The sequence below is a fragment of the Pseudomonas sp. FP2338 genome (assembly GCF_030687515.1).
Classification (GTDB): Bacteria; Pseudomonadota; Gammaproteobacteria; order Pseudomonadales; family Pseudomonadaceae; genus Aquipseudomonas; species Aquipseudomonas salomonii.
In genome coordinates this window covers 1,458,746-1,484,844 of record NZ_CP117436.1, presented here as the reverse complement: position 1 = coordinate 1,484,844, position 26,099 = coordinate 1,458,746, and the positions used below count along the sequence as shown (strand labels likewise).

At 60.1% G+C, this 26,099-nt stretch carries 27 protein-coding genes; 12 read left to right on the top strand and 15 right to left on the bottom strand.

All coding sequences use genetic code 11. The features are described 5' to 3' along the window. Window positions 1-8 precede the first annotated feature (8 nt). Genes dapE through PSH96_RS06660 form a run of 3 tightly spaced genes read left to right on the top strand, consistent with a single transcriptional unit; the run spans window position 9 to window position 2,401 of the window. Entirely contained in the window at window positions 9-1,160 is a 1,152-nt protein-coding gene (dapE, locus tag PSH96_RS06670; RefSeq protein WP_305458343.1) for a succinyl-diaminopimelate desuccinylase, read from the top strand. Beyond that, window positions 1,160-1,969, top strand: a complete 810-nt coding sequence (locus PSH96_RS06665) for a putative RNA methyltransferase (protein WP_305458341.1) — start codon at window positions 1,160-1,162, stop codon at window positions 1,967-1,969. Before dapE ends, PSH96_RS06665 begins: the two co-directional genes overlap by 1 nt. A gap of 54 nt (window positions 1,970-2,023) precedes the next feature. Further along, window positions 2,024-2,401 (top strand): hypothetical protein, encoded by a 378-nt coding sequence (locus PSH96_RS06660; RefSeq protein ID WP_305458340.1) that lies wholly within the window; start codon window positions 2,024-2,026, stop codon window positions 2,399-2,401. A 137-nt stretch (window positions 2,402-2,538) separates the two neighbouring features. On the opposite strand, the gene PSH96_RS06655 is transcribed toward PSH96_RS06660, so the two are convergent. Continuing rightward, window positions 2,539-2,748: a cold-shock protein gene (locus PSH96_RS06655; RefSeq protein ID WP_003219353.1), complete on the bottom strand. Its 210-nt coding sequence runs from the start codon at window positions 2,746-2,748 to the stop codon at window positions 2,539-2,541. A 182-nt stretch (window positions 2,749-2,930) separates the two neighbouring features. Here PSH96_RS06655 and plsB point away from each other — a divergent pair, with 182 nt between their 5' ends. From plsB to PSH96_RS06640, 3 genes are read left to right on the top strand one after another with little or no spacing between them, the layout of a single operon-like run. Continuing rightward, complete coding sequence (gene plsB / locus PSH96_RS06650) at window positions 2,931-5,435, top strand: glycerol-3-phosphate 1-O-acyltransferase PlsB (protein ID WP_305458339.1); 2,505 nt, start codon at window positions 2,931-2,933, stop codon at window positions 5,433-5,435. Window positions 5,436-5,485: 50 nt separating this feature from the next. Continuing rightward, a complete protein-coding gene (locus tag PSH96_RS06645) occupies window positions 5,486-5,887 on the top strand; it encodes a YbaY family lipoprotein (protein WP_305458337.1) in 402 nt (133 codons plus the stop codon). Window positions 5,888-5,926: 39 nt separating this feature from the next. Then, on the top strand, window positions 5,927-6,616 hold the full coding sequence (locus PSH96_RS06640; RefSeq protein ID WP_056857552.1) for a DUF4197 domain-containing protein: 690 nt from the start codon (window positions 5,927-5,929) through the stop codon (window positions 6,614-6,616). A 514-nt stretch (window positions 6,617-7,130) separates the two neighbouring features. Here PSH96_RS06640 and PSH96_RS06635 read toward each other — a convergent pair. Then, on the bottom strand, window positions 7,131-7,724 hold the full coding sequence (locus tag PSH96_RS06635) for a LysE family translocator (RefSeq protein WP_305458335.1): 594 nt from the start codon (window positions 7,722-7,724) through the stop codon (window positions 7,131-7,133). A 51-nt stretch (window positions 7,725-7,775) separates the two neighbouring features. After that, on the bottom strand, window positions 7,776-8,390 hold the full coding sequence (locus tag PSH96_RS06630; protein ID WP_305458334.1) for a LysE family translocator: 615 nt from the start codon (window positions 8,388-8,390) through the stop codon (window positions 7,776-7,778). Window positions 8,391-8,716: 326 nt separating this feature from the next. Here PSH96_RS06630 and PSH96_RS06625 point away from each other — a divergent pair, with 326 nt between their 5' ends. Then, complete coding sequence (locus tag PSH96_RS06625; RefSeq protein WP_305458333.1) at window positions 8,717-9,172, top strand: Lrp/AsnC family transcriptional regulator; 456 nt, start codon at window positions 8,717-8,719, stop codon at window positions 9,170-9,172. 103 nt (window positions 9,173-9,275) lie between these two features. Here PSH96_RS06625 and PSH96_RS06620 read toward each other — a convergent pair whose 3' ends face one another. Both PSH96_RS06620 and PSH96_RS06615 read right to left on the bottom strand, forming a co-directional pair. Continuing rightward, complete coding sequence (locus PSH96_RS06620) at window positions 9,276-12,341, bottom strand: efflux RND transporter permease subunit (RefSeq protein WP_305458331.1); 3,066 nt, start codon at window positions 12,339-12,341, stop codon at window positions 9,276-9,278. 6 nt (window positions 12,342-12,347) lie between these two features. Further along, window positions 12,348-13,448 (bottom strand): efflux RND transporter periplasmic adaptor subunit, encoded by a 1,101-nt coding sequence (locus PSH96_RS06615; RefSeq protein ID WP_305458329.1) that lies wholly within the window; start codon window positions 13,446-13,448, stop codon window positions 12,348-12,350. Window positions 13,449-13,541: 93 nt separating this feature from the next. Here PSH96_RS06615 and PSH96_RS06610 point away from each other — a divergent pair, with 93 nt between their 5' ends. After that, window positions 13,542-14,177, top strand: a complete 636-nt coding sequence (locus tag PSH96_RS06610) for a TetR/AcrR family transcriptional regulator (protein ID WP_305458327.1) — start codon at window positions 13,542-13,544, stop codon at window positions 14,175-14,177. Between the two features lie 122 nt (window positions 14,178-14,299). Here PSH96_RS06610 and PSH96_RS06605 read toward each other — a convergent pair whose 3' ends face one another. Then, window positions 14,300-15,082 (bottom strand): class I SAM-dependent methyltransferase, encoded by a 783-nt coding sequence (locus PSH96_RS06605; RefSeq protein ID WP_236375331.1) that lies wholly within the window; start codon window positions 15,080-15,082, stop codon window positions 14,300-14,302. 96 nt (window positions 15,083-15,178) lie between these two features. Here PSH96_RS06605 and PSH96_RS06600 point away from each other — a divergent pair, with 96 nt between their 5' ends. Next, window positions 15,179-15,799: an energy transducer TonB gene (locus PSH96_RS06600; RefSeq protein ID WP_305458325.1), complete on the top strand. Its 621-nt coding sequence runs from the start codon at window positions 15,179-15,181 to the stop codon at window positions 15,797-15,799. Window position 15,800: 1 nt separating this feature from the next. On the opposite strand, the gene PSH96_RS06595 is transcribed toward PSH96_RS06600, so the two are convergent. The 6 genes from PSH96_RS06595 to ppc all read right to left on the bottom strand — a co-directional run bounded on the left by PSH96_RS06595 (window position 15,801) and on the right by ppc (window position 22,402). Next, complete coding sequence (locus tag PSH96_RS06595; protein WP_305458323.1) at window positions 15,801-16,628, bottom strand: isocitrate lyase/phosphoenolpyruvate mutase family protein; 828 nt, start codon at window positions 16,626-16,628, stop codon at window positions 15,801-15,803. A gap of 27 nt (window positions 16,629-16,655) precedes the next feature. After that, window positions 16,656-17,516: a DUF72 domain-containing protein gene (locus tag PSH96_RS06590; protein WP_305458322.1), complete on the bottom strand. Its 861-nt coding sequence runs from the start codon at window positions 17,514-17,516 to the stop codon at window positions 16,656-16,658. After that, window positions 17,516-17,818: a hypothetical protein gene (locus PSH96_RS06585; protein WP_305458320.1), complete on the bottom strand. Its 303-nt coding sequence runs from the start codon at window positions 17,816-17,818 to the stop codon at window positions 17,516-17,518. The genes PSH96_RS06590 and PSH96_RS06585 overlap by 1 nt, the downstream gene beginning before the upstream one ends. A 254-nt stretch (window positions 17,819-18,072) precedes the next feature. Then, window positions 18,073-18,756, bottom strand: coding sequence for a tRNA (adenosine(37)-N6)-threonylcarbamoyltransferase complex dimerization subunit type 1 TsaB (gene tsaB, locus PSH96_RS06580; RefSeq protein ID WP_305458319.1), 684 nt, complete (start codon window positions 18,754-18,756; stop codon window positions 18,073-18,075). Window positions 18,757-18,846: 90 nt separating this feature from the next. Beyond that, entirely contained in the window at window positions 18,847-19,494 is a 648-nt protein-coding gene (gene adk / locus PSH96_RS06575) for an adenylate kinase (protein ID WP_003189104.1), read from the bottom strand. Between the two features lie 280 nt (window positions 19,495-19,774). Beyond that, a complete protein-coding gene (gene ppc, locus PSH96_RS06570; protein ID WP_305458318.1) occupies window positions 19,775-22,402 on the bottom strand; it encodes a phosphoenolpyruvate carboxylase in 2,628 nt (875 codons plus the stop codon). 184 nt (window positions 22,403-22,586) lie between these two features. Between ppc and PSH96_RS06565 the strand changes: the two genes are divergently transcribed. From PSH96_RS06565 to PSH96_RS06555, 3 genes are all read left to right on the top strand, one after another. Next, a complete protein-coding gene (locus PSH96_RS06565; RefSeq protein ID WP_305458316.1) occupies window positions 22,587-22,931 on the top strand; it encodes a pilin assembly protein in 345 nt (114 codons plus the stop codon). A gap of 283 nt (window positions 22,932-23,214) precedes the next feature. After that, window positions 23,215-23,640 carry a DUF4398 domain-containing protein gene (locus PSH96_RS06560; RefSeq protein ID WP_017137109.1) on the top strand — a complete coding sequence of 142 codons (426 nt, stop codon included), beginning with the start codon at window positions 23,215-23,217 and terminating at the stop codon, window positions 23,638-23,640. 55 nt (window positions 23,641-23,695) lie between these two features. After that, entirely contained in the window at window positions 23,696-24,481 is a 786-nt protein-coding gene (locus tag PSH96_RS06555) for an OmpA family protein (RefSeq protein WP_138816488.1), read from the top strand. A gap of 50 nt (window positions 24,482-24,531) precedes the next feature. On the opposite strand, the gene PSH96_RS06550 is transcribed toward PSH96_RS06555, so the two are convergent. The 3 genes from PSH96_RS06550 to PSH96_RS06540 form a co-directional block, all read right to left on the bottom strand. Then, window positions 24,532-24,705 (bottom strand): hypothetical protein, encoded by a 174-nt coding sequence (locus PSH96_RS06550; RefSeq protein ID WP_305458313.1) that lies wholly within the window; start codon window positions 24,703-24,705, stop codon window positions 24,532-24,534. Between the two features lie 100 nt (window positions 24,706-24,805). Further along, window positions 24,806-25,132, bottom strand: a complete 327-nt coding sequence (locus PSH96_RS06545) for a hypothetical protein (protein ID WP_017137106.1) — start codon at window positions 25,130-25,132, stop codon at window positions 24,806-24,808. Beyond that, the gene (locus PSH96_RS06540) at window positions 25,129-26,034 is read right to left on the bottom strand and encodes an alpha/beta hydrolase (protein ID WP_305458311.1); all 906 of its coding nucleotides are present in this window, start codon (window positions 26,032-26,034) and stop codon (window positions 25,129-25,131) included. Before PSH96_RS06540 ends, PSH96_RS06545 begins: the two co-directional genes overlap by 4 nt. Window positions 26,035-26,099 lie beyond the last annotated feature (65 nt).

The window sequence follows — 26,099 nt, the reverse complement described above, 5'->3', positions numbered from 1 at the left end:
GTTTCCCCATGACGGCCCATGCCGACCTTTCGCCGACCCTTCAACTTGCCATCGACTTGATCCGTCGCCCCTCGGTGACGCCGATTGATGCCGACTGCCAGAAGCTGATGATGCAGCGCCTGGGCGACGCCGGTTTTGCACTTGAGCCGATGCGTATCGAAGACGTTGACAACTTCTGGGCCACCCATGGCAAACACGAAGGCCCGGTACTGTGCTTTGCCGGTCACACTGACGTGGTGCCAACCGGCCCGGTGCAGTCATGGCAGAACGACCCGTTCGACGCGTTGATCGACGAACACGGCATGCTCTGCGGGCGTGGCGCGGCGGACATGAAAGGCAGCCTGGCGGCAATGCTGGTGGCCTCGGAGCGTTTTGTGACCGACTACCCGGACCACAAGGGCTCGGTGGCTTTTCTGATCACCAGCGATGAAGAAGGCCCGGCGCACCACGGCACCAAAGCGGTCATCGAGCGCCTGGCGGCCCGCAAGGAGCGCCTGGACTGGTGCATCGTCGGCGAACCGTCGAGCACTACGCTGGTGGGCGATGTGGTCAAAAATGGTCGTCGCGGCTCCCTCGGTGCCACCCTGACCGTGCGCGGTGTACAGGGCCACGTGGCGTACCCGCACCTGGCGAAGAACCCGATCCACCTGGCCGCACCGGCGCTGGCGGAACTGGCGGCCGAGCACTGGGACGATGGCAACACCTTCTTCCCGCCGACCAGCTTCCAGATTTCCAACCTCAATTCCGGCACCGGCGCCACCAACGTGATTCCGGGCGACCTGACGGCAGTGTTCAACTTCCGGTTCTCCACCGAATCCACCGTCGAGGGCCTGCAACAGCGCGTTGCAGCGATTCTGGATAAACACGGCCTGGACTGGCACGTTGAATGGGCCTTGTCGGGCCTGCCATTCCTCACCGAGCCGGGCGCGCTGCTGGATGCTGTTTCGGCCAGCATCAAGGCGATCACCGGCCGCGAGACCAAGGCGTCCACCAGCGGCGGCACGTCCGATGGGCGCTTCATTGCCACCCTCGGTACTCAGGTCGTGGAGCTGGGCCCGGTCAACGCGACGATCCATCAGGTCAACGAACGCATCCTGGCCAGCGACCTCGATGTGCTGACCGAAATCTACTACCAAACCCTGATCAAGTTGCTCGCCTGATGCTCGCCTGCCCCCTTTGCAGCGCACCGCTCAACGCGGTGGATAACGGCGTGGCGTGCCCGGCCGGGCACCGTTTTGACCGTGCGCGCCAGGGTTACCTGAACCTGTTGCCGGTGCAGCACAAGAACAGCCGCGACCCAGGCGACAACCTCGCCATGGTCGAGGCACGCCGCGACTTTCTCAATGCCGGGCACTATGCGCCAGTGGCCAAGCGCCTGGCCGAACTGGCCGCCGAGCGCGCGCCGCAGCACTGGGTGGACATCGGATGTGGCGAGGGTTACTACACCGCGCAAATCGCCGACGCCCTGCCCCACGCTGACGGCTATGCGCTGGATATCTCCAAGGAAGCGGTGAAACGTGCGTGCAAACGCAACCCGGCGCTGACCTGGTTGATCGCCAGCATGGCCCGCGTGCCGTTGGCGTCGGGCAGTTGCCAGTTTCTCGCCAGCGTGTTCAGCCCTCTGGACTGGGACGAAGCCAAGCGCCTGCTCAGCCCTGGCGGCGGTTTGATGAAGGTCGGCCCGACTGCCGGCCACCTGATGGAACTGCGCGAACGCCTGTACGACGAAGTGCGTGAATACACCGACGACAAGCATTTGGCGTTGGTGCCCGAAGGCATGAGCCTGGCGCACAGTGAAACGCTGGAGTTCACCCTGAGCCTGATCGAGCCCCGGGACCGCGCCAACCTGCTGGCGATGACGCCCCACGGCTGGCGTGCGAGTGCCGAGCGCCGTGCTGAAGTGATCGAGGCCGCCGAGCCGCTGCTGGTCACCGTCTCGATGCGCTACGATTATTTCGTGCTTCAATAACCGACTTTTAAGTATCCGCGAATGGATTTTCGAATCCCGCAACGAGGAACATCCATGCGCCAACCTGATATCGAGATTTACCTGAAAGACGCCGACGTCGACTACAAGGCCATCGCCGCCTGGCTGGGCACTGCCCTCGGCCCGTGCACCGATTGGGTCCAGAAAGGCCAGACCTACAAGTGCAAGGCCGGCAATGTGCCGGTCACCTGGCTGCCAAAAGCCGTGGGCAAGTGGAACAGCCTGTACCTGGAAAGCGACGAGACGCCGTGGGATGACGACATCGCCTGCGCCCGCGCCGCCTTTGCCGCGCTGAACGTCGAAGTGCGCTGCGCGCCGGGTACCTGGGTTGAGGAGGAAGGTGAGGAAAGTGCTGATACCTGGATTCGCATCAGTGCCGACGGTGAAGAGCAGATCACCTGGAAAACTGCATAACCCTAACCTGAAAACCCAATCAATGTGGAAGCTGGCTTGCCTGCGATAGCATCACCACGGTCTGACTGATATACCGAGGTGTCTGCATCGCAGGCAAGCCAGCTCCCACAGTTGATTGGGTTGGCAGGACAAGGGCATTACAGGCCCACCACATCCTCAGCCTGCAAGCCCTTCTCGCCGGTCACCACGGCGTATTCAACCTGCTGACCCTCGGCCAATGAGCGGTGGCCCTCACCGCGAATGGCGCGGTAGTGCACAAACACATCCTTGCCGTCTTCACGCTGGATAAAGCCATAGCCTTTTGCATCGTTGAACCACTTCACATTGCCGGTTTCACGCGTTGCCATCTGTCTTACTCCCACATGCATTTTTATTGTTGAGTCGCTCGCATTGAACTGCCGAGTATAAGACAGGCTCAAAAACGATCAACTCAAGTTTACATCGCTGCTTTTTTGCCGATTTTCGGCGAATACGGCACACTACCCGCCCGAGCGCCTGCTCGGTTTTTTCCACTTGAAGCAGCACGCCTATGACCCGCTCCCCGTTCCGCCGTCTGGTGTTTGGCACCTTGCGCCGACTGTTGTACCTCTGGGTTCGCTCGGAGACGATCAATCAGTCGTCCCTAACCCTTAACCTGGACCGCAGCCGGCCGGTGTTTTACGTCCTGCAATCGCCTTCTCTCACCGAATTGGCGGTGGTCGACAAGGAATGCACCAAGGCCGGCCTGCCGCGCCCGGTGCTGCCGGTATCGGTGGGCCCGCTGATGGAACCGGCGGCGTTCTTCTACCTCACGCCGGAACCCGACTGGCTCGGCCGCCAGGACAAGCGCGGCGCGCCGCCGACCCTGACCCGCCTGGTCAACACCCTGACCGAGCACGCCGAAGAGAATGCACAAATCATTCCGGTCAGCGTGTTCTGGGGGCAGTCACCCGAAAGCGAATCCAGCCCGTGGAAACTGCTGTTTGCCGACAGCTGGGCGGTCACCGGCCGCCTGCGCCGCTTGCTGAGCATCCTGATACTGGGTCGCAAGACCCGTGTGCAATTCTCCGCGCCTATCAACCTGCGTGAATTGATCGAGCACAATAAAGGCCACGAACGCACCGTGCGCATGGCCCAGCGCATCTTGCGTGTGCACTTTCGTAATCTGAAGACTGCGGTCATCGGCCCCGACCTGTCCCACCGCCGTAACCTGGTCAAAGGCCTGGTCAACATGCCGCTGGTGCGCCAGGCGATTGCGGATGAGGCCGAACGCGAAAAAATCACCCCGGAAAAAGCCAAGGCCCAGGCCCTGCGCTACGGCAACGAGATCGCGTCGGACTACACCTACACCGCCATTCGCTTTCTGGAAGTGGTCTTGAGCTGGTTCTGGAACAAGATCTACGACGGCATCAAGGTCAACAATATCGAAGGTGTGCAAAAGGTTGCCCAGGGTTACGAGGTGATCTACGTGCCATGCCACCGCAGCCATATCGACTACCTGCTGCTCTCGTACCTGCTGTTCAAAAACGGCCTGACCCCGCCGCACATTGCCGCCGGCATCAACCTGAACATGCCGGTGATCGGCAGCCTGTTGCGCCGTGGCGGTGCGTTTTTCATGCGCCGCACCTTCAAGGGCAACCCGCTGTACACCTCGGTGTTCAACGAATACCTGCACACCCTGTTCACCAAGGGCTTCCCGGTGGAGTACTTCGTCGAAGGCGGGCGCTCGCGCACCGGGCGCATGCTGCAACCGAAAACCGGGATGCTGGCGATCACACTGCGCAGCTTCTTGCGCTCCTCACGCATGCCAATCGTGTTCGTGCCGGTGTATATCGGCTATGAACGCGTGCTCGAAGGCCGCACCTACCTGGGCGAGCTGCGCGGGGCGAGCAAGAAGAAAGAATCGATTTTCGATATTTTCAAAGTGGTCGGCGCGCTCAAGCAGCGCTTTGGCCAGGTCGCGGTCAACTTCGGCGAGCCGATCAAGCTGGCCGAGTTCCTCGACGCCGAGCAGCCGGACTGGCGTGCCCAGGAACTGGGCCCGAACTACAAACCGGCGTGGCTCAACGAAACCACCAACCGCCTCGGCGAGCAGGTGGCACGCCACCTCAACGAAGCCGCAGCCGTCAACCCGGTGAACCTGGTGGCCCTGGCCCTGCTTTCCACCACACGCCTGGCCCTGGATGAACAGGCCATGGCCCGCCAGTTGGACCTGTACCTGGCACTGCTGCGCCGCGTGCCCTACTCACCGCACACCACGTTGCCGGAGGGTGATGGCCTGGCGCTGATCAAGCACGTCAAGGACATGAACCTGCTCTCGGAGCAGAGTGACGCCCTGGGCAAGATTGTGTATCTGGATGAGCAGAACGCCGTCCTGATGACCTACTACCGCAACAACGTGCTGCACATTTTCGCCCTGCCAGCGCTGTTGGCGAGCTTCTTCCAGAGCAGCTCGCGCATGAGTCGCGAGCAGATCCTGCGCTTCACTCGCGCGCTCTACCCGTACTTGCAGTCGGAGCTGTTTATTCGCTGGTCGCTGGAAGAATTGGACGCGGTCGTCGACCAATGGCTGGACGCCTTCGTCGAACAAGGCCTGCTGCGTTTTGAGAACGCTGTCTACCTGCGTCCGGCCCCAAGTTCGCGGCACTTTGTGCTGCTGACGCTGTTGTCAAAGAGCATCGCCCAGACCCTGCAACGCTTCTACATGGCGATCTCGCTGCTGCTTAACAGCGGCCAGAACAGCATCAGCGCCGAAGAGCTGGAAGACCTGTGCACGATCATGGCCCAGCGCCTGTCGATCCTGCATGGCCTGAACGCGCCGGAGTTCTTCGACAAGAGTCTTTTCCGACATTTTATCCAGACATTGCTGGAGCAAGATGTGCTGCGCCGCGACGAGGCCGGAAAATTGAGTTACCACGACCTGCTGGGTGAACTGGCGGAAGGCGCGGCCAAACGCGTGTTACCTGCCGAGATCCGCCTGTCGATTCGCCAGGTGGCCTTGCATCGCGTCGACGGCGCTGCTGAAGTGCCTGTGGAACCGGCAGAAAGCCGCTAGATTGACTGAGGCGCCGGGCTGTTTCCGGCGCCGTTGAAAAGGAGCTGTACATGAAAAAGATCATCCTCCTGGGCCTCACCGCCCTGCTCGGAGCCTGCCAATCCATGACTCCAGCCCCCAAGGCCAGCCTCGACGGCGAAGTGTTCTACCTGCAACGCATCGCCTTGCCGCCTTCTGCCACCTTGAGCGTCAGCCTGCAGGACGTGTCGCTGATGGACGCGCCGGCGGTGACCTTGGCCGAACAGAAAGGCCCGGTCAAAGGCCAGGTGCCGCTGCCGTTTCACCTGAGCTACGACCCGGCGCAGGTCAAACCCGGCCACACTTACTCGGTGAGCGCTCGCATCGAGCTGGACGGCAAGCTACTGTTTATTACCACCGAGCGCCATGCGGTGCAGCTCGACGGCAAGGACCAACAACCCCTGCGCCTACGCGTTGATGCTGTCGCACACTGACCTTTTCCAGACCATAAGCCCGAACATAAGGAAGCGCTCATGCTCCGTCACTCTCTTCGCCTCACTGCCCTGTGTGCCGGCTTGCTGCTCGGTGCCAACGCCATGGCCCTGGACCTTGGCAGCCTGTCCCAGGGCGACGCCTCCGGCGGTCTCAAGGACGCCCTGACCCAAGGCGCTCAGATCGCCGTGAAGCAACTGGGCGCGCCCGGTGGTTTCAGCAACAACCCCGAAGTGAAAATCGGCTTGCCAGGCAAGCTGGGCAAAGTCGCCGACAAGCTGAAGATGTTCGGCATGGGTGACCAGGTCACGCAACTGGAAACCAGCATGAACAAGGCCGCCGAAACGGCCGTGACCCAGGCGCAACCGATCCTGGTCAATGCGGTAAAAAACATGAGTGTGACCGACGCCAAGGGCATTCTCAGCGGCGGCCAGGATTCGGCGACGCAGTACCTGAATAAAAGCAGCCGCGAACAGATCCGCGCCAAGTTCCTGCCGATCGTCAAGGCGGCTACCGACAAGGTTGGGGTTGCTCAGCAGTACAACGCTCTGGCCGGCAAGGCTGCAGCCTTTGGCGCAGTGGATGCCAAAAGTGCCAACGTTGAAAACTACGTGACCGAACAGGCGCTGGACGGCTTATTCAAGATGATCGCGCAGCAGGAAGAAACCATTCGCAAAAACCCGGCGGCCGCGGCCACCAGCCTGGCAAAGAAGGTGTTTGGCGCGCTGTAAGCCTCGCAAACACGCTGGATCTACTGCGCCAAGGCCGCTTACCACGGGCCTTGGCGCAGTTGTTTCAGGCAAAGCCCATTAACGACTCAGCGTAAAAAGCGGATAGGTAGGCCTGTAGGGTGAAGGCACCTCGTGGACCGTGTGTTGCTGTGGATACGGCCTGCCATGGTTGGTCTGGGTTGGATAGGTATGGCCCGCGTGTGGCCGGACTGTATGAGGACGATGTTGGTGATGATGATGGTGGTGGTGATCGTTTGTTGCGTGCCCTGACCCATACCCCGTTCCAAAATGATTGCGCGGTACATTATTGCCCAGCAAGGCACCGAGAAACGCACCTTTGAAAGCAGCAATAGCATCTAAAAAAGCCATATAAAACTCCATAAACTCATTCAAAAAGGCCAGACTGCCGAATGGGCAAAGTCCAAACCTGTGCCTGTCCATCAGGCAATTCTGAGTGGAGTAAAAAAAACAAACGTTCCAAAGCCGCACACGCCTGTTTGCATCCGCATGTGAATCAGTGAATCACCGCCCCTGCCAATCGGCCCATCATGATTGTGGCAAAACAACCAATGGCCACGGAGGCGATACGGTTGATCTTCAAGGGGGTTAACCAGGCTTTCTGAACCCCTTCAAAACGGCTGCCCAGCATGATCCAGGCAGCGCCTACCGGTATCACCACCATCGCCAGCAGAGCCATGAACCCGGCATAGTCCGGCAACGAGGCGAATGTGCCGATCGGCGCGATAAACGAAACAATCAGCAAGCCTTTGGGGTTCATCACCGTGAGCCAGAAAAAATGCAGGCTGGAAAATCGATCGTGGTTTGAATCGGCGATGCTGTGATGGCGTTGCCACAGCGAGTAAGACAATTTGAGCAGGTAGCAGGCAGCCGCCAGCTGCGTGGCTTTCACCGCCCATGGCGACCAGGCCGAGAGGTAAAACAACGCCGCGCCCCAGACAGATACTTGCAGCAAATACGCCAGGCACTCGATCAATGCCATACGCCACGAAGCGGCAAAACCAAACAACACACCCGCACGTAACAGCAGCGTATTTGTCGGCCCAGGCACAACCAATAACAGCACCAGTGCAGAAACGGTCCCAAACATGAAGGTTTTCCTCGGTTGGAATGATCACGGGCCCTCCCACCGATAGCGCTGCTACGCCAGCGTGAATGACCAGGCGACCGTCGCTACCATCAAAATCGCGAAGCTTACGTTAAGTCGTCGACTCCAAACGGGATGGATGAACAACTTGCGCATCCGGCTGCCTGCAAAAAGCCACAAAAAATCGAATACCACGCAAACCAATAAACAAATAAGCGCCTTTGTGCCCTGCTCCCAGACGGGCGGTGTGCCCAAGGTAAAACTGCCCAGTAACGCTGCAAACGCGGCATACGCCTTGATATTCGCAACCCCCAGCACAAAACCGGCACCCCAGCCCGGCGTGACCACGGCTTGCTCATCCTGAATGGGCGGTGCCGTGCCAATGCGGTAAGCCAACCAAAAAATATAAACAATGGAGATGACCGTCAGTGCCACCGCCAACCCGGGAAAGCTGTGCAAGACGACGTACAGACCCGAGGCAACCAACGCCATGGCAATCACTAAACCCAGGATGATCCCGACAAAAAACTCAAACGAGCGTTGCATGCCATACGCCGCGCCGCTGGCTGCCAGCGCCAGGGTGGCGGGGCCGGGGCTGGCAAGTAAGGCGATCGCTGCGAGGGTGAAGGTGAACGTCGCCTGGTAAACATTCAGCGTGACATCGAGCATGTGAAGTGCCTCGGTAGCATTATTCTAAATTTAATGAAACTGCACTGCCTTTTAGTTTTAACTCGACGCCAAGCCCACTTACAACACCACGCACTACTCCAGCTTGCACTTTCACGCACCCGCTCAATAAGACTTATCGCACGTTAAAAATACCCACTTAAATACAGACTCATTTCTTAACCGACGGTAACTTTTGAACGCACCTATACTCTGCACACTTAAGAATAAAAATAGAGGGTAGGCTTTTAAAAATCCATTCTTTTTTCAGAGATCTGTGGTATGTAAGATTTTCACGCTATTTCAACAATGTTCGTAAGGTCCATCTAATGAAAAGGCTTACAAAAAACGATCAGACACTCGATGCAATTGATCGCGCGCTGCTGATCGCCCTGCATCAGAATGCGCGGGCGTCTATCCGCGCACTTGGCCGGCAGGTGGGGTTATCTGCCCCAGGTTGCAGCGAGCGTCTCAAACGCCTGGAGGTGGCAGGGGTTATAAGCGGGTTCAGCGTAGAGTTGAACGCACAAGCTCTCGGGTTTGCGCTTCAAGCACTGGTGCGGGTAAAACCGCTGACGGGGAATTTTCAAACCGTGGAGCAGTTACTGTCAGAAATGACTGAGTGTGTTGTTTGTTACAAGATTACCGGAGAAGACAGTTTCGTCTGCCATCTGTACACACACTCCGTCAGCCACCTTGACCAGACATTACAAAAAATAACGCCGTTAGCCGACACCAACACCTCCATTATAAAAACCGTTGAGAAGAAACTGCCCACACTCTAAACAAACAAGTGGGAGACATTCAGGCTTAAACAGCAGTTATCGGATTTCAGGCTTTTCCCACACCCGTCAACACTATCTACACGCCTTCGTCTCCCGTCATGAACTAGTGCGCCTCCTTCCTAATGCGAAACCAAGCCGCATACAGTGCTGGCAAGAACAATAACGTCAACGCCGTCGCCACAATCAAACCGCCCATGATTGCCACCGCCATCGGCCCGAAGAACACGCTGCGCGACAGCGGAATCATCGCCAATACCGCCGCAAGCGCTGTCAGCACAATCGGGCGGAAGCGTCGGACGGTGGCTTCGATGATCGCTTGCCAGGGCGTGAGCCCGGCCTTGATATCTTGTTCGATCTGGTCCACCAGGATCACCGAGTTACGCATGATCATGCCCGACAGCGCGATGGTGCCGAGCATGGCGACAAAGCCGAAGGGCTGGCGGAACACCAGCAGGAACAAGGTCACGCCGATCAAGCCCAGCGGCGCCGTCAGAAACACCATCGCCGTGCGTGAGAAGCTGCGCAGTTGCAGCATCAGCAAGGTCAGCACCACCACGATAAACAGCGGCACACCGGCCTTGACCGAGTTCTGGCCACGGGCCGAATCCTCGACGGTGCCGCCCACTTCGAGCAGGTAACCGTCCGGCAGTTCGGCGCGCACACCTTCCAGGGTCGGCAGGATCTGCTGGACCAGGGTCGCCGGCTGTTCCTTGCCGTAGATGTCGGCACGCACGGTCACCGTCGGCAGGCGATTGCGGTGCCAGATGATGCCTTCTTCAAAGCCATACTCAAGGGTCGCAATCTGCGACAACGCTACGCTTTTGCCATTGTCGGTCGGCACCGCCAGGCTCGGCAGCAGCGACAGTTCGGTACGTTCATGCACGGTGCCGCGCAGCAGGATCTCGATCAACTCGTTGTCCTCGCGGTACTGGCTGACGGTGGAGCCGGTCAAGGAGCTTTGCAGGAACTTCGACAGGTTGGCAGTGCTGACGCCCAGCGCACGGGCACGGTCCTGGTCGATATTCAGGTAGACGATCTTGCTCGGCTCCTCCCAGTCCAGGTGCACGTTGACCACGTGGGTATTTTCGCGAACCTTGGCTGCGACCTTGCGCGCCAGGGCACGGACTTCTTCGATGTGCTCGCCGGTCACGCGAAACTGCACCGGGTAGCCCACGGGCGGGCCGTTTTCCAGGCGCGTGACGCGTGAACGCAGGTCGGGGAATTGCTCGTTAAGGGTCTCGATCAGCCAGGTGCGCAGGCTTTCGCGTTCTTCAATGGTGTTGGCCAGCACCACAAATTGCGCAAAACTGGCAGCCGGCAGTTGCTGGTCCAGCGGCAGGTAGAAACGCGGCGAACCGGTGCCCACATAGGCCACATAGTTGTCGATGCCGGCATGTTCCTTGAGCAAGGCTTCCAGGCGCTTGACCTGGTCGGCGGTGTTGCTCAGCGAGGCACCTTCAGCCAGTTTCAGGTCGACCATCAGCTCCAGGCGACCGGAGGCCGGGAAGAACTGCTGTGGCACAAAACGGAACAGCGCCACCGAGCCGATAAACAACAACAAGGTCAATACGATCACGGTTTTGCGCCGACGTACACACCATTCGACCAAGCGTCTTACACGCTGATAGAAAGGCGTGCCATAGGGATCCGGCCCATCCGTGCCGTGTTTGGCCGCATGAATCTTCGCCAGGTCCGGCAGGAGTTTTTCCCCCAGGTACGGCACAAACACCACGGCCGCGACCCACGAGGCCAGCAGGGCAATGGTCACCACCTGGAAGATCGAACGGGTGTATTCGCCGGTGCTCGATTGCGCAGTGGCAATCGGCAGGAAACCTGCGGCGGTGATCAATGTGCCGGTGAGCATCGGGAACGCGGTGCTGGTCCAGGCAAAACTCGCGGCCTTGAGCCGGTCGTAGCCTTGCTCCATTTTGATCGCCATCATTTCCACGGCGATGATTGCATCGTCTACCAGCAAGCCCAAGGCCAACACCAAGGCACCGAGGGAGATTTTGTGCAGGCCGATGCCCAGGTAATACATGGTCGCAAAGGTCATCGCCAGCACCAGCGGAATCGCCAGGGCCACCACCATGCCGGTGCGTACGCCAAGGGAGAAGAAGCTCACCAGCAGCACGATGGCCAAGGCTTCAGCCAGTACCTGGACGAATTCGCCGACACTGGTTTTCACCGCCGCCGGTTGGTCCGAGACCTTGCGCAGCTCCATGCCCGCCGGAAGGTTCTTCTGCAGGCGGGCAAATTCGCCTTCAAGGGCCTTACCCAATACCAGAATGTCGCCGCCGTCACGCATCGCCACGGCCAGGCCGATGGCGTCTGCGCCCATGTAGCGCATGCGCGGCGCCGGTGGATCGTTGAAGCCGCGGTGGATTTGCGCCACGTCACCGATGCGCAAGGTGCGGTCACCGACGCGAATCGGGAAGTTGCGGATCTCATCGACCGTTTTGAAGTTACCCGAGACGCGCAGCTGCACGCGTTCCGTCGGGGTTTCAAAGAAACCGGCGGTGGAGACGGCGTTCTGTTCTTGCAGTGCCTGCTGCACCGCAGCCAATGGCAGGCCGAGGGTCGCGAGCTTGAGGTTGGACAGCTCGATCCAGATCTTCTCGTCCTGCAGGCCCAGCAACTCGACCTTGCCCACGTCCGGCACGCGTTGCAGCTGAATCTGGATACGGTCAGCGTAATCCTTGAGCACCGCGTAGTCGAAACCGTCACCGGTCAGGGCGTAGATATTGCCGAAAGTGGTGCCGAATTCATCGTTGAAAAACGGCCCCTGGATATCCGGCGGCAAGGTCTGGCGAATATCGCTGATCTTCTTGCGCACCTGGTACCACAGCTCCGGGATTTGCGCCGAGTGCATCGAATCGCGGGCTATGAAGGTAACCTGGGATTCACCGGGCCGCGAGAACGAGACAATGCGCTCGTACTCGCCCGTTTCCATCAGCTTTTTCTCGATGCGTTCGGTGACCTGCCGCGAGACTTCCTGGGCCGTGGCGCCCGGCCAGTTGGTCTTGATGACCATGGCCTTGAAGGTAAACGGCGGGTCTTCACTTTGCCCCAGCTTGGTGTAGGACAAGGTGCCGACCACGGCCAGCAGGATCATCAGGAACAGTACGATCTGGCGATTACGCAACGCCCATTCGGAAAGATTGAAACCCATCGGGGACTACTCCTTGGCCGCCAGATTCACAACGCGGTTGGCGCGATCCACCGGGCGCACTTGCTGGCCCTCATGCAGCACATGCACACCCGCCGCGATCACCCAATCGGTGGGGGCCAAGCCTTCCAGTACCGGCACGGTTTTTTCACCAAAGGCACCGATGCGCACCGGGGTTCGTTTGAGGGAGTTGTCCGGCTGTACCCGCCAGACGTAGGACGCACCGTTCTCCGCACTCAGGGCCGACAGCGGCACGGACAGTGGGACAACGCCATCGGCCTGGATAAAGACGCGGGCGCTCTGGCCCAGCTCGGCGGGGACTTTGCCGCCGGTGAAGGCGACGCGCGCAGCGAAGGTGCGGGATTTGGGGTCGGCGGCCGGTGAGAGTTCACGAATGCGCCCGGCGAAACGCTGGTCGGGCTGGCTCCACAATTCCACCGACACCGGCTGGCCGATCTTGAAGCGGCCAAAACCTTGCTCGGGCAGGCTGATCGACACTTCGCGCTCGCCATCGGTGGCCAGGGTAAACACCGTTTGGCCAGCGGACACCACTTGGCCGACTTCCACCGCTCGCTTGGCGACCACGCCATCTTGAGGCGCGCGCAACACGGCATAGCCGGCCTGGTTGCTCGATACGTCGAACTCGGCCTTGATCTGCTTAAGGCGTGCTTCACCTGCTCGGTAGAGGTTTTCGGAATTGTCGTACTGCGAGCGGCTGACCATCTGACGGTCCATCAGGGTCTTGTAGCGGTCGCGTTCGGCGCGCACCAGGCTCAGGTTGGCTTCGGCGGCGGCAACCTGGGCGCGGGTAGCTTCCAGTTGCAGGCGCACGTCCTGGGGGTCGAGCTCTGCCAATGGCTGGTTGGCCTTGACCCGCTCGCCCTCCTCCACCAGGCGCTTACTGACTTTGCCGCCGATGCGAAAGGCCAGGTCCGGCTCATAACGGGCGCGTACTTCCCCCGGAAAACTGTCCATCGCCAGTGCCGAAGGCTGCGGTTGCACCACCATGGCCGGGCGGATGGTGGTTTGGGCCGCTTCTTCATGGCCGCAGGCGGCCAACAGAAAGATCAGGCTGACAGGCAACGCAAGGGGCAGGAAAGTACTGCGCATGCTGAAGGACCTTTCGCAAATGGAGCTAGGAATAATTATACTGGCCGGTATGTTATTAATACCAAACTCACCAGTCCAGTATTAAAGGTGAAAATGTCCGACAATCCTGTAAACACCAATAGCCCCGGGCGTCCCAAGGACATGGCAAAACGCCAGGCAATCCTCGAAGCAGCCAAGATCCTGTTTTTGAGCAATGGCTACGCGAGTACCAGCATGGATGCCGTGGCCCTTGAGGCCGGCGTGTCAAAACTGACGGTCTACAGCCACTTCACCGATAAGGAGACCTTGTTCACCGCCGCCGTCGTGGCCAAGTGCGAGGAACAGTTGCCGGTGATGTATTTCGAGTTGCCCGCAGGTATGCCGGTACACACCGTGCTGCTGAACATCGCGCGCGGCTTTCATCGGCTGATCAACAGCGAAGAATCGGTGAACCTGCACCGCCTGATGATGACCACCGGCAACCAGGACGTGAAACTCTCGCAGATCTTCTTTGAGGCCGGGCCGATGCGCATGCTGCAAGGCATGGAGCGGTTGCTCAGCCGTATCGACCAGAGTGGCGCCTTGAGCATCGACAAACCGTTTACGGCGGCCGAGCACTTCTTTTGCCTGCTCAAGGGCACGGCGAATTTCTGCTTGTTGTATGGGTGTGGCGGGCAATTGAGTGAAGAAGCCGCCGAAGCGCATGTACAGGAGGTGGTGGGGTTGTTTATGCGGGCGTATCGGCCTTGAACGGTTGTGCTGCCTGATCGGGCGCTATCGCTGGCAAGCCAGCTCCCACCTTTGACTGTGTTTGCAAATCAAAAGGTGGGAGCTGGCTTGCCTGCGATGAGGCCCGAAAGAACAACAATGATTCAGGACTTGAGCGCTTTCTTCGGATAGATGTCATACCGGCTGGACTTGCCATCCAACGCGTGACTCGGTTTCGGCCCGTCAATGCACGGCGCCTTGCGCGGGCGCTTGACCACGACGCGGTGGCTGGCCAGGGCCAAGGCCGCAGCGAGTAAGGCTGGAGCATCCGGATCATCGCCCACCAATGGGCGGAACAGGCGCATCTCCTTCTTCACCAGCGCCGTTTTCTCACGGTGCGGGAACATCGGGTCCAGGTAGATCACCTGCGGCGGCTCGCCCTGCCAGTTGCGCATCACCTCGATCGAGTTGCCCTTGAGCAACTGCATGCGCGCCACAATCGGCGCCACTTCAAAGTCGTCCGCACCACGGGCCAGGCCGTCTTCGAGCAAGGCACCGATCAACGGCTGCCGCTCGATCAGGCTCATCTCGCAGCCCAGGCTGGCGAGTACGAACGCGTCCTTGCCCAGGCCTGCCGTGGCGTCGAGTACCCGTGGGCGCACGCCTTGGGCCACGCCGACCGCCTTGGCGATCATCTGCCCGCTGCCGCCCCCATAGAGACGCCGATGCGCCGCGCCGCCTTCGACAAAATCCACGCGTACCGGCCCCGGCGCGTCAGGCCCGAGCTGTTGCAATTGCAGGCCGTGTTCCCCGACTTGCAGGGAAAAGTCCGCCTCATCCAGTTGCAAAGGCAGGCCAAGCTGCGCGGCCCAGTGCTCGGCACGGGCCTTGAAACCGTCGGCCAAAGCCTCGACCCGAATGCGGCTGGCCGCTGGTTGTTCGCTCATCAATCGCTACGCTCAAAAATATTAAGGATCGGCAAACGACGGCCGATAAAAACAACAGTCAGGTATTTTGCCAGAGCTGAGCGTCGACCGAGAAAAATGTCAGACATTCTTCCCCTAACCATCGGTGTACTGCCGACCCACAACCACTACGGCCTGCGCAATACTCAAGCGCTGGCCGGGGTGAGCCATGTGTGGCAGGACTTCTTCGCCCGAGCGTTGGCCGAGCAGCTTGGCGATACGCCGGGCGCGCTGGCGGCCAAAGCCCAGGCGCCGAGGGACCCGGCGGTAGAACCCAGCGAAGGCGCCGACCTGTTGTCGCAGATCCTCACCCAGCGTGAGTGCGACGTGCACGACACCGAGATCGCCCCGCCGGAACCGCTGTTCCTGCCCATCGCCGAATTTGACACCGAGCTGCTGCCGCCGCCTGCCACGCCGTTCCCGGCAGAAGAAATCATCGCCCAGCAGCGCCAGCAAAACTTCGAAAGCGGCTGGGTCCGCCCGATTGTGCTCAATGCCGGCCACCCGCCGCCTGAGCCTGGCCCAGCGCCGCAGCCCCAGCCGCTGCACCTGCCGATTGCCGAATTCGAACTGGACCTGCTGCCACCGCCCGCCACGCCTTACCCGGCCGAGGAGCTGGTGGCGCAACAAAAGGCGCTGGATTTCGATTATCACTGGGCGCGCCCGCTGATCCTCAACAACCTGCGCCTGGCAGCCTGATTCAGTCTTTGAAAAAACCGTTGGCCTGGCTGAACGGCATCTTGCGTTCAGTGAAGGTAAAGGTGCCCAGTTCATACACCTCCTGCGCCGCCCGATAGAACTCGCCATACGCCGCCAGCGCCATGGCCGAGCCGACGCTGATACGGCGCACGCCCATATCGCTCAACTGCGCCACACTCAGGTTCAAGCCGCCGGACATCAGCACATTCACGGGTTTGGGCGCCACCGCCTTGACCACTGCGAGCACTTCTTCGGCACTGCGCAAGGCGGGGGCGTAGAGCACGTCTGCACCGGCTTCGGCGTAGGCTTGCAGGCGGCGGATGGTGTCAGGCAAATCCAGGCGGCCATGCAGAAGGTTTTCTGCACGGGCGGTGAGCGTGAAGGCAAATGGCAAGCTGCGGGCAGCGGCGACGGCAGCTTCCACGCGCTCCACCGACAGGTCAAACGGATAGATCGGGTCGACCGCGATGCCCGTGGCGTCTTCGATAGAGCCACCCACAATGCCGCTGGCCGCGGCGCGCAGGATGGTCTGGGCGCAGCCTTCGGGGGTGTCGCTGAAGCCGTTTTCCAGATCAGCCGCAACCGGCAGCGCAGTGGCCTGCACAATCGCCGAGGCATTGGCCAAGGTGTCTTCAAGGGATAATGCGCCTTCCGCATCCGGGCGCCCGAGGCTGAACGCATAGCCCGCACTGGTGGTGGCCAACGCTTCGAAACCCAGGCTGGCGAGCATGATGGCGGAGCCGGCGTCCCACGGGTTGGGCATCACGAAGGCGCGATCACGCTCATGCAAGGCCTTGAAGGTTTCGGCGCGAAGGGTTTGGGCATCCATGGCTGACTCCTGTCGGAAAAAGGAGCCCTAGAGTAACCCCAGTTGCTGCGCTGCGGGTTCCCGATGCAAGGTCGGCAGCGCTGGCAAACCCGGCAAGCGCAGCATCAACTGTTGGTGAAAACGCAGTGCCAGTTGCGCGGCAAGGCGGTTATCCGAGGTGTGCAGGAACACATAAGGCGTGCGCCCCTCTTCGATCCAGCCAGCAATTTTTTCCACCCATGGGATCAGGAACGGGTCATTGGCCTCCAGTTCCGGATGACCGATGAAGCGCACCTGGGGAAACTGAGTCAACGCCGCCGGCCGTGTTGGCACCTTGGGCTTTTTCGACTGGGCGTGCAGCACGGCCGCAGAGGTTGAAGTGCAACTGAACAGCGCACGCGGATCGAGGCAAATACGCTCGACGCCACGGTCGCGCAACAGCCGGTTGAGCCTGCGCTCGGCATCGCCCTTGGCGAAGAACTCCGGGTGGCGCACTTCCACGGCCAGCGGGCGCTCCAGGCCGTCAATAAAACCCGCCAGTTCGCCCAGGCGTTGCGGCGAAAACCTCGCTGACAATTGCAGCCACAGCGGTGAAACCCGTTCACCCAAAGGGCTCATCAAGCCGACAAAGCTTTCTGCTGCCGGCAATTGCTCGCGCAGGTCGCCGCCGTGGCTGATGTCTCCCGGGAATTTGGCGGTGAAGCGAAAATCCTCAGGCATGATTTCAGCCCAGCGCTGCACCGTGGCGGCCGAGGGGCGGGCATAAAACGTGGTGTTGCCTTCAACGGCGTTGAAGACTTGGGAATACAAAGCGAGGTAGTCGCCGGAACGGGCATCGGCTGGGTACAGGTACTCGCGCCAGGCGTTTTCACTCCAGGACGGGCAGCCGATGTAGTAAGGCAGGCGCATCAGATGTGGATGTCGAGACCCAGCACTTCCATATCCCATTCGACAAAGCCGGCGGTGGTCAGGTAGCTGGCCAGCGCGGTGGCGACGCTTTTGCTCATGGAACGGGGGAATACCATGTCTTGCTGACAGGCAGGTAGGCCACTGATGCGTGCAGCGCCAGAACCCTGGGCACTGGGCTGCGACTCGGACTGAACCTCGATGAAGTCCGGCGAATCTTCGACGGACTCGTCTACCGTGACGTTCGCCTTGCGCGGCTTACGCTTGAGTGGGTAGGACTGTGAGGAAAAACCGTCTATACGCATACATGCAGACTCGGTATCAATGATGGCAATTTAGCGGCACTTTCCGTGGTGCGCAAATGCTCTGGTGATAACTAGAACACATAATTTGTAAAAGGTTTACAAACCGGGGCAAATTCTGACGATTGGCGGATTTGCCGGTGCATCGCGCTAAATGTGCGCGAGTGAGCTTGCTCCCGTTGGACTGCGCAGCAGTCCCGATCTATTAACAGCGGGGCCGCTTCGCGACCCAACGGGAGCAAGCTCCCTCGCCACAATTAAAGGCCGCGTTCAGCCTTGGTTTGCGCAACTTTATCGCGCAGATAAACCGGTGCAGCCTGGTCGGCCGCAATCGCCTCACCGCGCTCGAAAGCGAAACGTGCGAGGGTCAGCAAGTCTTCGGCGTGGGGCAACATGGCAGCATCCTGCCCCGCCAATTGCACAGGGATGCGCTCGCCATAACCCCAGCCAGTGCCGGCACCGAACCAATCGCCGCTGGCATCAGCAGGCAACACCGATGATTCCGGAGCCTGTACGGCTTCCACGCCCACCAGACGCATTTCGCCAGCAGTTTCACGGTAGCAGCCCCAATACACTTCATCCATGCGCGCATCAATCGCCGCCGCCACCTGCGTCGCGCCGTGTTCACGCAATGCACGCTGGGCCAATACCGCAAGGTTGGACACCGGCAGTACCGGGCGCTCCAGCGCAAAGGCCAGGCCCTGCACTACACCGATGGCGATACGCACACCCGTAAAGGCGCCTGGGCCACGGCCAAAAGCAATCGCATCCACGGCTGACAGCGTGGTGCCCGCCTCCTCCAGCAGTTGCTTGATCATTGGCAACAGCTTCTGCGCATGCAGACGCGGGATCACCTCGTAGTGGCTCGTTACCTTGCCATCGTGCAGCAAGGCGACGGAGCAAGCTTCAGTCGCGGTGTCCAGGGCCAGCAGGGTGCTCATCGGTGTAGGTGTCCAAGTCGAAAAAAAGTGCGCCAGTATAAACAACAACGGCCCGCAAGCGGGCCGTTGTACGCAAAGCCGATCGAAGGATCAGCTCAGTGCTTGCAACACCTTGGCGGTGATGGCTTCTACCGAACCCACGCCAGGGATGTGGCTGTACTTCGGCTTGCCTTGGGCAGCCGAAAGCTTCTGGTAAAAATCCACCAGCGGCTTGGTCTGTGAGTGATAGACCGACAGGCGATGACGCACGGTTTCTTCGGTGTCGTCCTTACGCTGCACCAGGTCTTCCCCGGTCACGTCGTCTTTGCCTTCAACCTTTGGCGGGTTGTAGACGATGTGGTACACGCGGCCCGAGCCTTCGTGAACGCGACGGCCCGCAATACGCTGAACGATTTCTTCGTCTTCAACTGCGATTTCAACCACAGCGTCCAACTCAACGCCGGCTTTCACCAAGGCTTCTGCCTGGGGAATGGTGCGCGGGAAACCGTCGAACAGGAAACCGTTCTTGCAGTCTTCCTGGCTGATGCGTTCCTTGACCAGGTTGATGATCAGGTCATCGGAAACCAGGCCGCCGCTGTCCATCACGCTCTTGGCGATCAGGCCCAGCTCGGTGCCGGCCTTGACGGCAGCACGCAGCATGTCACCGGTGGAGATTTGTGGAATGCCGAATTTTTCAGTGATGAACTTTGCCTGAGTACCTTTACCGGCCCCGGGAGCTCCCAGCAGAATGACGCGCATCGATGTGCTCCTCAATTTTTTATAGAGATGACGCTCGGATTCGCCGCGTGGGGCCAATCTCGTAAAAATGTGGGTCCTGGCCGATCAAACGGCCAAAGGCTGATCAAGATACACAGCGGGCTCTATCCATACAAGCCGCCAAAAGTCGCAAGAACCGCGCCCGGCATGCAGTCATAGGTAGGGTGTGCCTGAGTGCAACCCCGCCCCCTAAACGCCGACCGCCCGTTTCCGGGCGGCCGTCGTTGTTTTTCCGCAAGCCTTTGAGAACACGCAGAAAACCTCAGCCAGTGTTGCGCAAACCGGCGGCAATACCGGCCACAGACACCAGCAGCGCCTGTTCCAGAGGGCTGTCCTGCGCCGCCTCTTGCTGGCGCGAGCGCGCGAGTAATTCGGCCTGCAACAGGTGCAGCGGGTCGAGGTAGGTGTTGCGCAGGCGAATGAACTCAAGCGTGTCGGGGCTATGGGCCAGCAGTTGCGACTGGCCGGTCAGGCCAAGCACCACGTTGCATGCCTGCGACAATAGGTCGCGTAAGTGCGCACCCAATGGCAGCAGGTCCGGCTGCACCAAACGCTTGTCATACAGCCGCGCGATGTCGGCATCGGCCTTGGCCAGCACCATCTCCAGCATATCGATACGGGTGCGGAAGAACGGCCATTGCTCGCGCATCTGTCCCAGCAATTCGCCTTCGCCACGCTCCAGCGCCTTGCTTAATGCCGCTTCCCAACCTAGCCAGGCGGGCAGCATCAGGCGGGTTTGGGTCCAGCCGAAGATCCATGGAATCGCGCGCAGGCTCTCGATACCGCCCGCACGACGCTTGGCCGGGCGACTGCCCAATGGCAAGCGGCCCAGCTCCTGCTCGGGCGTGGACTGACGGAAGTATTCGACGAACTGCGGATTTTCCCGCACCACGGCGCGGTAAGCACTTACACCGTCTGCCGCCAATTCATCCATTAAATGACGCCAGGCCGGCTCGGGTGGCGGCGGTGGCAGCAGCGTGGCTTCCAGCACGGCAGCCAGATAAAGGTTGAGGTTCTGCTCGGCAATGTCCGGCAGGCCGAACTTGAAGCGGATCATCTCGCCTTGTTCGGTCGTACGGAAACGCCCCGCCACCGAGCCTGGCGGCTGCGACAGGATCGCCGCATGCGCCGGGCCGCCGCCACGGCCAACAGTGCCGCCACGACCGTGGAACAACAGCAACTCCACCTGTTGTTCGCGGCAGATATCCACCAGGCGTTCCTGGGCCCGGTACTGTGCCCAGGCCGCGGCGGTGGTGCCGGCGTCCTTGGCCGAGTCCGAATAGCCGATCATCACTTCCTGCGGGCCTTGCAAACGCGCGCGATAACCCGGCAATTGCAGCAGGCGCTCCATCACCGGCCCGGCGTTATCCAGGTCGGCCAGGGTTTCAAACAGTGGCACCACGCGCATCGGCCGTTGCACGCCCGACTCTTTAAGCAGCAGTTGCACGGCCAGCACGTCCGACGCGGCACCCGCCATGGAGATCACATAAGAACCGAGCGATGCAGCCGGTGCGGCGGCGATTTCCTTGCAGGTGTTCAACACTTCGGCGGTGTCTGCCGACGGCTTGAAATAACCTGGCAGCAGAGGCCGGCGATTGGTCAGCTCTTTGCTCAGGAAGCTGATGCGCGCTTCTTCATCCCAGTCTTCATATCGGCCCAGGCCCAGGTAATCGGTAATTTCGGTCATGGCCGCCGAGTGCCGGCTGGAATCCTGACGCACGTCCAGGCGCACCAGGAACAAGCCGAAGGTCACGGCGCGGCGCAGGCAATCGAGCAACGGGCCATCGGCGATCACGCCCATGCCGCACTCATGCAGCGACTGATAGCACAGCTCCAGCGGGTCAAGCAGGTCGCGGTTGTCTTGCAGCACCCCGGCTGGCGCCGGCGTGCTGGCCGTGAGCGCGGTATGCGCCCATTGGCGCGTGGCGCGCAGGCGTTCGCGCAGTTGCTTGAGCACGGCACGGTAAGGTTCGACGCTATCCCCGACCTTGGCCTGCAACGCAGGGCTGGCCTGCTGCATCGACAGCTCGGACGCCAAGTGATCGACATCGCGCAAATACAAGTCCGCCGCCATCCAGCGCGCCAGCAGCAACACTTCGCGGGTGACCGGCGCGGTGACATTCGGGTTGCCGTCACGGTCGCCGCCCATCCACGAGGCAAAGCGAATCGGCGCCGCCTCAAGTGGCAGGCGCAGGCCGGTGGCGGCGTGCAAAGCCTGGTCGGCCTTGCGCAAATAATTGGGAATGGCATGCCACAGCGAATGCTCGATCACCGCAAAGCCCCACTTGGCCTCGTCCACAGGCGTGGGCCGGATGCGGCGGATTTCTTCGGTGTGCCAGGCTTCGGCGATCAGCCGCTGCAAGCGCTGGCGGATCTGCTCGCGCTCGGCGCCGGTGAGGTCGCGGTGATCCTGCAACGCCAGTTGTGCGGCAATCGCATCGTATTTCTGGATCAGGGTGCGACGCGCCACTTCGGTCGGGTGGGCGGTGAGCACCAGCTCTATCTCCAGGCGCGCCATCTGGCGGGCCAGGGACTCATTGCTGTGCCCTTCGCTTTGCAGGCGGGCCAGCAACTCCGGTAACACGCGGGACTCGAAGGGCGCCGGCTGCGATTCATCGCGCCGATGGATCAGTTGGTATTGCTCGGCGATGTTGGCCAGGTTGAGGAACTGGTTGAACGCGCGTGCCACGGGCAGCAGTTCGTCTTCCTGCAACTGATTGAGGCGGGTGCTTAACTCATCGCCGGCACCGCGTCTGTCAGCCTTGGCGCCTTTGCGGATCTGCTCGATCTTGTCGAGAAAAGCATCGCCGTACTGCTCTCGAATGGTGTTGCCCAGCAGCTCACCCAGCAGGTGAACATCCTCACGCAAGCGTGCATCGATATCACTCATCAACCAATCTCCAGCCAGAAATCCGGGACGCGCAGGCCTTCCAGAGTGCCGCCCGCGTCAGTTTCTGACAAGACACTTTAAACCTTGCGACTTGCAGCTAGTCTCAACAGTGAGTCGTCGCGTTACCCACGCAGGCGGCTGGACACCCATCACCGCCTGCCATCGCGGGCTTATTGAGGTTGCCATGAAAATTCGAGAACTGGCCCAGCATTGGGAAGAGAACGCCAAGGGTCGCCTGACCAAAACCGAGTACGCGATCCACTTGGACGTCGAGTCGGCTGCGCGCCTGGCCGCTATCGCCGAGATGTACCCCAAGCGCAGCACCGAAGAATTGCTCGGCGAGCTGATCGGCGCGGCGCTTGAAGAGCTGGAAGCGAGCTTCCCCTACATCAAGGGCCAGCATGTGATCGCCACCGATGAAGAGGGTGACCCTTTGTATGAAGACGTCGGCCCTACACCGCGCTTTCTGACCTTGTCACGCCGCCATCTGCATGATTTGTCTGCCGCCGCCGACGAACAGCAACACTGATAAACATTCGATAAACCCCGCTTAACCCCGGTATTCCGGGCCTCACAGAGGCTCGGAGTACCGCTGCGCAACGTAAAAGTTCAAACTTTTAAACACTGACCAAACAGTCAGATATTTTTTTAGGCAAATCGCCATCTTCGCTGAACTTTTGAAAAAAGGCTCCGGTCACAACCAGTAAGCCATCACTTGGAACGGCCGTTTGAAAAGGGCATTTGGTGCTTTAGCGCCGGGCCTGCAACCGCCAACCAATGACGTGGATTTTGATTTTTTCAGGAGTTATCCAATGGAGTTGAAGACGATGAAGACCAGCACTGCCAAATCCTCGTTTAACCATCTGCGCGGGCTGAAATTGGCCGCGCTGGCAATCGGCACCAGCTTCGTTCTGGCGGGCTGCGCCGGTAACCCGCCGACCGAGCAATACGCCGTGACCCAGTCCGCCGTAAACAGCGCAGTCAGCGCCGGCGGCACCGAGTACGCAGCGGTAGAAATGAAGTCGGCCCAGGACAAGCTCAAAGCTGCTGAACTGGCCATGCACGACAAGAACTACGACAAAGCGCGTCAACTGGCTGAACAAGCCGAGTGGGATGCCCGTGTCGCAGAGCGCAAAGCCCAGGCTGCCAAGGCTGACCAGGCTGTGAAGGATTCCCAGAAAGCTGTGCAGGAACTGCGTCAGGAAGGCATGCGCCCGGCTGTGATCAAACAGCAATAAGCCGCCGCCACTGATTGCATTGCACCCGATATCGAATTGAAAGGACGACACGACTATGCGTAAACAATTGATGATCCCTGCCCTGCTGGCGATGAGCGTTGCTCTGGCGGCCTGCTCCACCCCGCCGAACCAGAACCTGGAAAACGCACGGACCAACTTCTCGGCCCTGCAAGCCAACCCGCAAGCCACCAAGATAGCGGCGCTGGAAACCAAAGACGCCAGTGACTGGCTGGACAAGGCTGACAAAGCCTACCGCGACAAGGAAGACGAGAAGAAGGTCGACCAACTGGCCTACCTGACCAACCAGCGCGTTGAAGTGGCCAAAGACACCATTTCGCTGCGTGAGTCCGAAGCCAAGCTGAAAAACGCCGGTGACGAACGAGCCAAGGCGCTGCTGCAAGCCCGTGATGCACAGATCAAGCAACTGCAAGACAGCTTGAACGCCAAGCAGACTGATCGCGGCACCCTGGTGACCTTCGGTGACGTGCTGTTCGCCACCAACAAGTCCGACCTGAAATCCAGTGGCCTGGTGAACATCACCAAACTGGCTCAGTTCCTGCGCGACAACCCGGACCGTAAAGTGATCGTCGAAGGCTACACCGACAGCACCGGTTCCGACTCGTACAACCAGAGCCTGTCCGAGCGTCGTGCCGCTTCGGTACAACGTGCACTGGCTCAACAAGGCGTGGATATCTCGCGCATCGTGACCCAGGGTTACGGCAAGGAATACCCGGTTGCCGACAACGGCAGCGTTTCGGGCCGCGCCATGAACCGCCGCGTTGAAGTAACCATTTCCAACGACAACCAGCCAGTCAAGCCACGCTCTTCCGTTGCTAACTGATTGATTGACGCAGGATGAAAAAACCACCGGAAACGGTGGTTTTTTTTGCTTCAGAATTGGATCTGACGATTGCTGTCGTCGCCGCCCGCCAGCTCGAACTCCGTGCGCCGCCTGGTTTCGTCCTGCTCCTTTTGGGAAGGCTCGGCGTTCCACGCGCTGAGCTCATCCAAGCTTTGCTGCGCCCGGGCCATATCCATCATCCTGTCTATCGCACCAATATTCACCGTGACTCTCCCTTGACTGGCCATTCATAAGTTATCCATCAGCAACGCTGACAAGCCCTTAAGTGGCGTCTTACGGAATACGGTTCCAGATATTTCAATATCACTCCTGAAGCTGCGGCGTTTCCTGGCCCATGCAGCGCACGGCTTGTTTCTTGTTGTTCACCAGCACGCCGCTCAAGCCTTTTTGCTCGGTATCAAACATCACCAATACGCCATCAATGCATTGCGCGACTTGTGCGGCCGGGGTAAGCGAGACCTTGTAGTCCTCGCCCGGCACGGTCTTGAGCATAGTGAAGTCGCTGAGCAACAAGGCATCTTCCGGCTTGGCGAAGTGCAGGTAGCCATAGAACCACAGGCAACCGACGGTACCGATAATGGTGCCGATGCCGGTGAGGATCAGCGGGATCATGTTGCGTTCTTCGCTCATTGCGGGCTCTCTGATGAATCAACTTTAGGAATAGGGTAATTCGGAATTTCGCCCAGGCGGCGCAGGCCATTGAAGTGCTGCGGGTCGTCCAGATAGCGCAGCATCACGGTTTGCCAGGTTTTGTCGGCAAAGGTCTGCACATGGCCGCCACGGGTCAACTGCAACACCCGCGGTGGCGGTGCGGCCTGATACAGGCGAATGCCGTTGGCCACCGGCACGATCGGGTCATCCAGGCTATGGAACAGCAGCTTGGGCACGCCGGTAAGCTGGGGCATGGCATTGATCGCACTGTCGGCGTCGGGCACCAGCCACGACAGCGGCACCTGAAACGGCCATGTTAACCAGGAGGTGCTGAGGGCGAATTGTCCTACGTCACGATAACTGGCGGGCACGCCGTCCAGCACCAGCGCCTTGAGCTGAGTTTGACGCTGCGGGTGTGCCGCCAGGTAATGCACCGCCAGCGCACCGCCCAGGCTCTGGCCCAACACGATCAGCGGCTGGCCCTGGGTTTCAGGGGCCTTATCGATCCAGCCGAACGCGGCATCGATGTCCTGATACACCGCCGGCAAGGACGGCTTGCCTTCAGACCGGCCATAACCGCGATAGTCCAGCAACAGCACTTGATAGCCCTGCTCCGGCAGCCACCAACTGCCACCCAGGTGCCAGGCCAGGTTGCCGCCGTTGCCGTGCAGGTGCAGCACCGTGCCTTTAAGCGGCACACCGGGTTTGGCCGGCAGCCACCAGGCATGCAGCTTTACACCATCGGCAGTGGTGAGGGTGACGTCGCGATAGGCCAGGTGGGCTTTTTCCGGCGTGAACGGCAGGCCGGGTTCGGGGTAGAACAGCAGTGAGCTGCAGCCGTTTAATGTGAGTAGCAGGCAAAGAATGCCGAGGATTCTCATCCGTTGAAGCCTCGCTGATAGGTTGTACTCATTTCTCAAGAACCAATGAGATCAAATGTGGGAGC

What these genes read in the sequence shown, in the direction of transcription:
- PSH96_RS06660 (WP_305458340.1), top strand. Translation starts at nt 2,024, where the DNA reads ATGCGCCAACCTGATATCGAGATTTACCTGAAAGACGCCGACGTCGAC.
- PSH96_RS06540 (WP_305458311.1), bottom strand. Translation starts at nt 26,034, where the DNA reads ATGAGAATCCTCGGCATTCTTTGCCTGCTACTCACATTAAACGGCTGC.
- PSH96_RS06585 (WP_305458320.1), bottom strand. Translation starts at nt 17,818, where the DNA reads ATGCGTATAGACGGTTTTTCCTCACAGTCCTACCCACTCAAGCGTAAG.
- PSH96_RS06630 (WP_305458334.1), bottom strand. Translation starts at nt 8,390, where the DNA reads ATGCTCGATGTCACGCTGAATGTTTACCAGGCGACGTTCACCTTCACC.
- PSH96_RS06645 (WP_305458337.1), top strand. Translation starts at nt 5,486, where the DNA reads ATGAAAAAGATCATCCTCCTGGGCCTCACCGCCCTGCTCGGAGCCTGC.
- PSH96_RS06625 (WP_305458333.1), top strand. Translation starts at nt 8,717, where the DNA reads ATGAAAAGGCTTACAAAAAACGATCAGACACTCGATGCAATTGATCGC.
- ppc (WP_305458318.1), bottom strand. Translation starts at nt 22,402, where the DNA reads ATGAGTGATATCGATGCACGCTTGCGTGAGGATGTTCACCTGCTGGGT.
- PSH96_RS06605 (WP_236375331.1), bottom strand. Translation starts at nt 15,082, where the DNA reads ATGAGCGAACAACCAGCGGCCAGCCGCATTCGGGTCGAGGCTTTGGCC.
- PSH96_RS06595 (WP_305458323.1), bottom strand. Translation starts at nt 16,628, where the DNA reads ATGGATGCCCAAACCCTTCGCGCCGAAACCTTCAAGGCCTTGCATGAG.
- adk (WP_003189104.1), bottom strand. Translation starts at nt 19,494, where the DNA reads ATGCGCGTCATTCTGCTGGGAGCTCCCGGGGCCGGTAAAGGTACTCAG.
- plsB (WP_305458339.1), top strand. Translation starts at nt 2,931, where the DNA reads ATGACCCGCTCCCCGTTCCGCCGTCTGGTGTTTGGCACCTTGCGCCGA.
- PSH96_RS06620 (WP_305458331.1), bottom strand. Translation starts at nt 12,341, where the DNA reads ATGGGTTTCAATCTTTCCGAATGGGCGTTGCGTAATCGCCAGATCGTA.
- PSH96_RS06615 (WP_305458329.1), bottom strand. Translation starts at nt 13,448, where the DNA reads ATGCGCAGTACTTTCCTGCCCCTTGCGTTGCCTGTCAGCCTGATCTTT.
- PSH96_RS06610 (WP_305458327.1), top strand. Translation starts at nt 13,542, where the DNA reads ATGTCCGACAATCCTGTAAACACCAATAGCCCCGGGCGTCCCAAGGAC.
- PSH96_RS06590 (WP_305458322.1), bottom strand. Translation starts at nt 17,516, where the DNA reads ATGCGCCTGCCTTACTACATCGGCTGCCCGTCCTGGAGTGAAAACGCC.
- PSH96_RS06665 (WP_305458341.1), top strand. Translation starts at nt 1,160, where the DNA reads ATGCTCGCCTGCCCCCTTTGCAGCGCACCGCTCAACGCGGTGGATAAC.
- PSH96_RS06545 (WP_017137106.1), bottom strand. Translation starts at nt 25,132, where the DNA reads ATGAGCGAAGAACGCAACATGATCCCGCTGATCCTCACCGGCATCGGC.
- PSH96_RS06600 (WP_305458325.1), top strand. Translation starts at nt 15,179, where the DNA reads ATGTCAGACATTCTTCCCCTAACCATCGGTGTACTGCCGACCCACAAC.
- PSH96_RS06565 (WP_305458316.1), top strand. Translation starts at nt 22,587, where the DNA reads ATGAAAATTCGAGAACTGGCCCAGCATTGGGAAGAGAACGCCAAGGGT.
- PSH96_RS06560 (WP_017137109.1), top strand. Translation starts at nt 23,215, where the DNA reads ATGGAGTTGAAGACGATGAAGACCAGCACTGCCAAATCCTCGTTTAAC.
- PSH96_RS06640 (WP_056857552.1), top strand. Translation starts at nt 5,927, where the DNA reads ATGCTCCGTCACTCTCTTCGCCTCACTGCCCTGTGTGCCGGCTTGCTG.
- dapE (WP_305458343.1), top strand. Translation starts at nt 9, where the DNA reads ATGACGGCCCATGCCGACCTTTCGCCGACCCTTCAACTTGCCATCGAC.
- PSH96_RS06655 (WP_003219353.1), bottom strand. Translation starts at nt 2,748, where the DNA reads ATGGCAACGCGTGAAACCGGCAATGTGAAGTGGTTCAACGATGCAAAA.
- tsaB (WP_305458319.1), bottom strand. Translation starts at nt 18,756, where the DNA reads ATGAGCACCCTGCTGGCCCTGGACACCGCGACTGAAGCTTGCTCCGTC.
- PSH96_RS06635 (WP_305458335.1), bottom strand. Translation starts at nt 7,724, where the DNA reads ATGTTTGGGACCGTTTCTGCACTGGTGCTGTTATTGGTTGTGCCTGGG.
- PSH96_RS06555 (WP_138816488.1), top strand. Translation starts at nt 23,696, where the DNA reads ATGCGTAAACAATTGATGATCCCTGCCCTGCTGGCGATGAGCGTTGCT.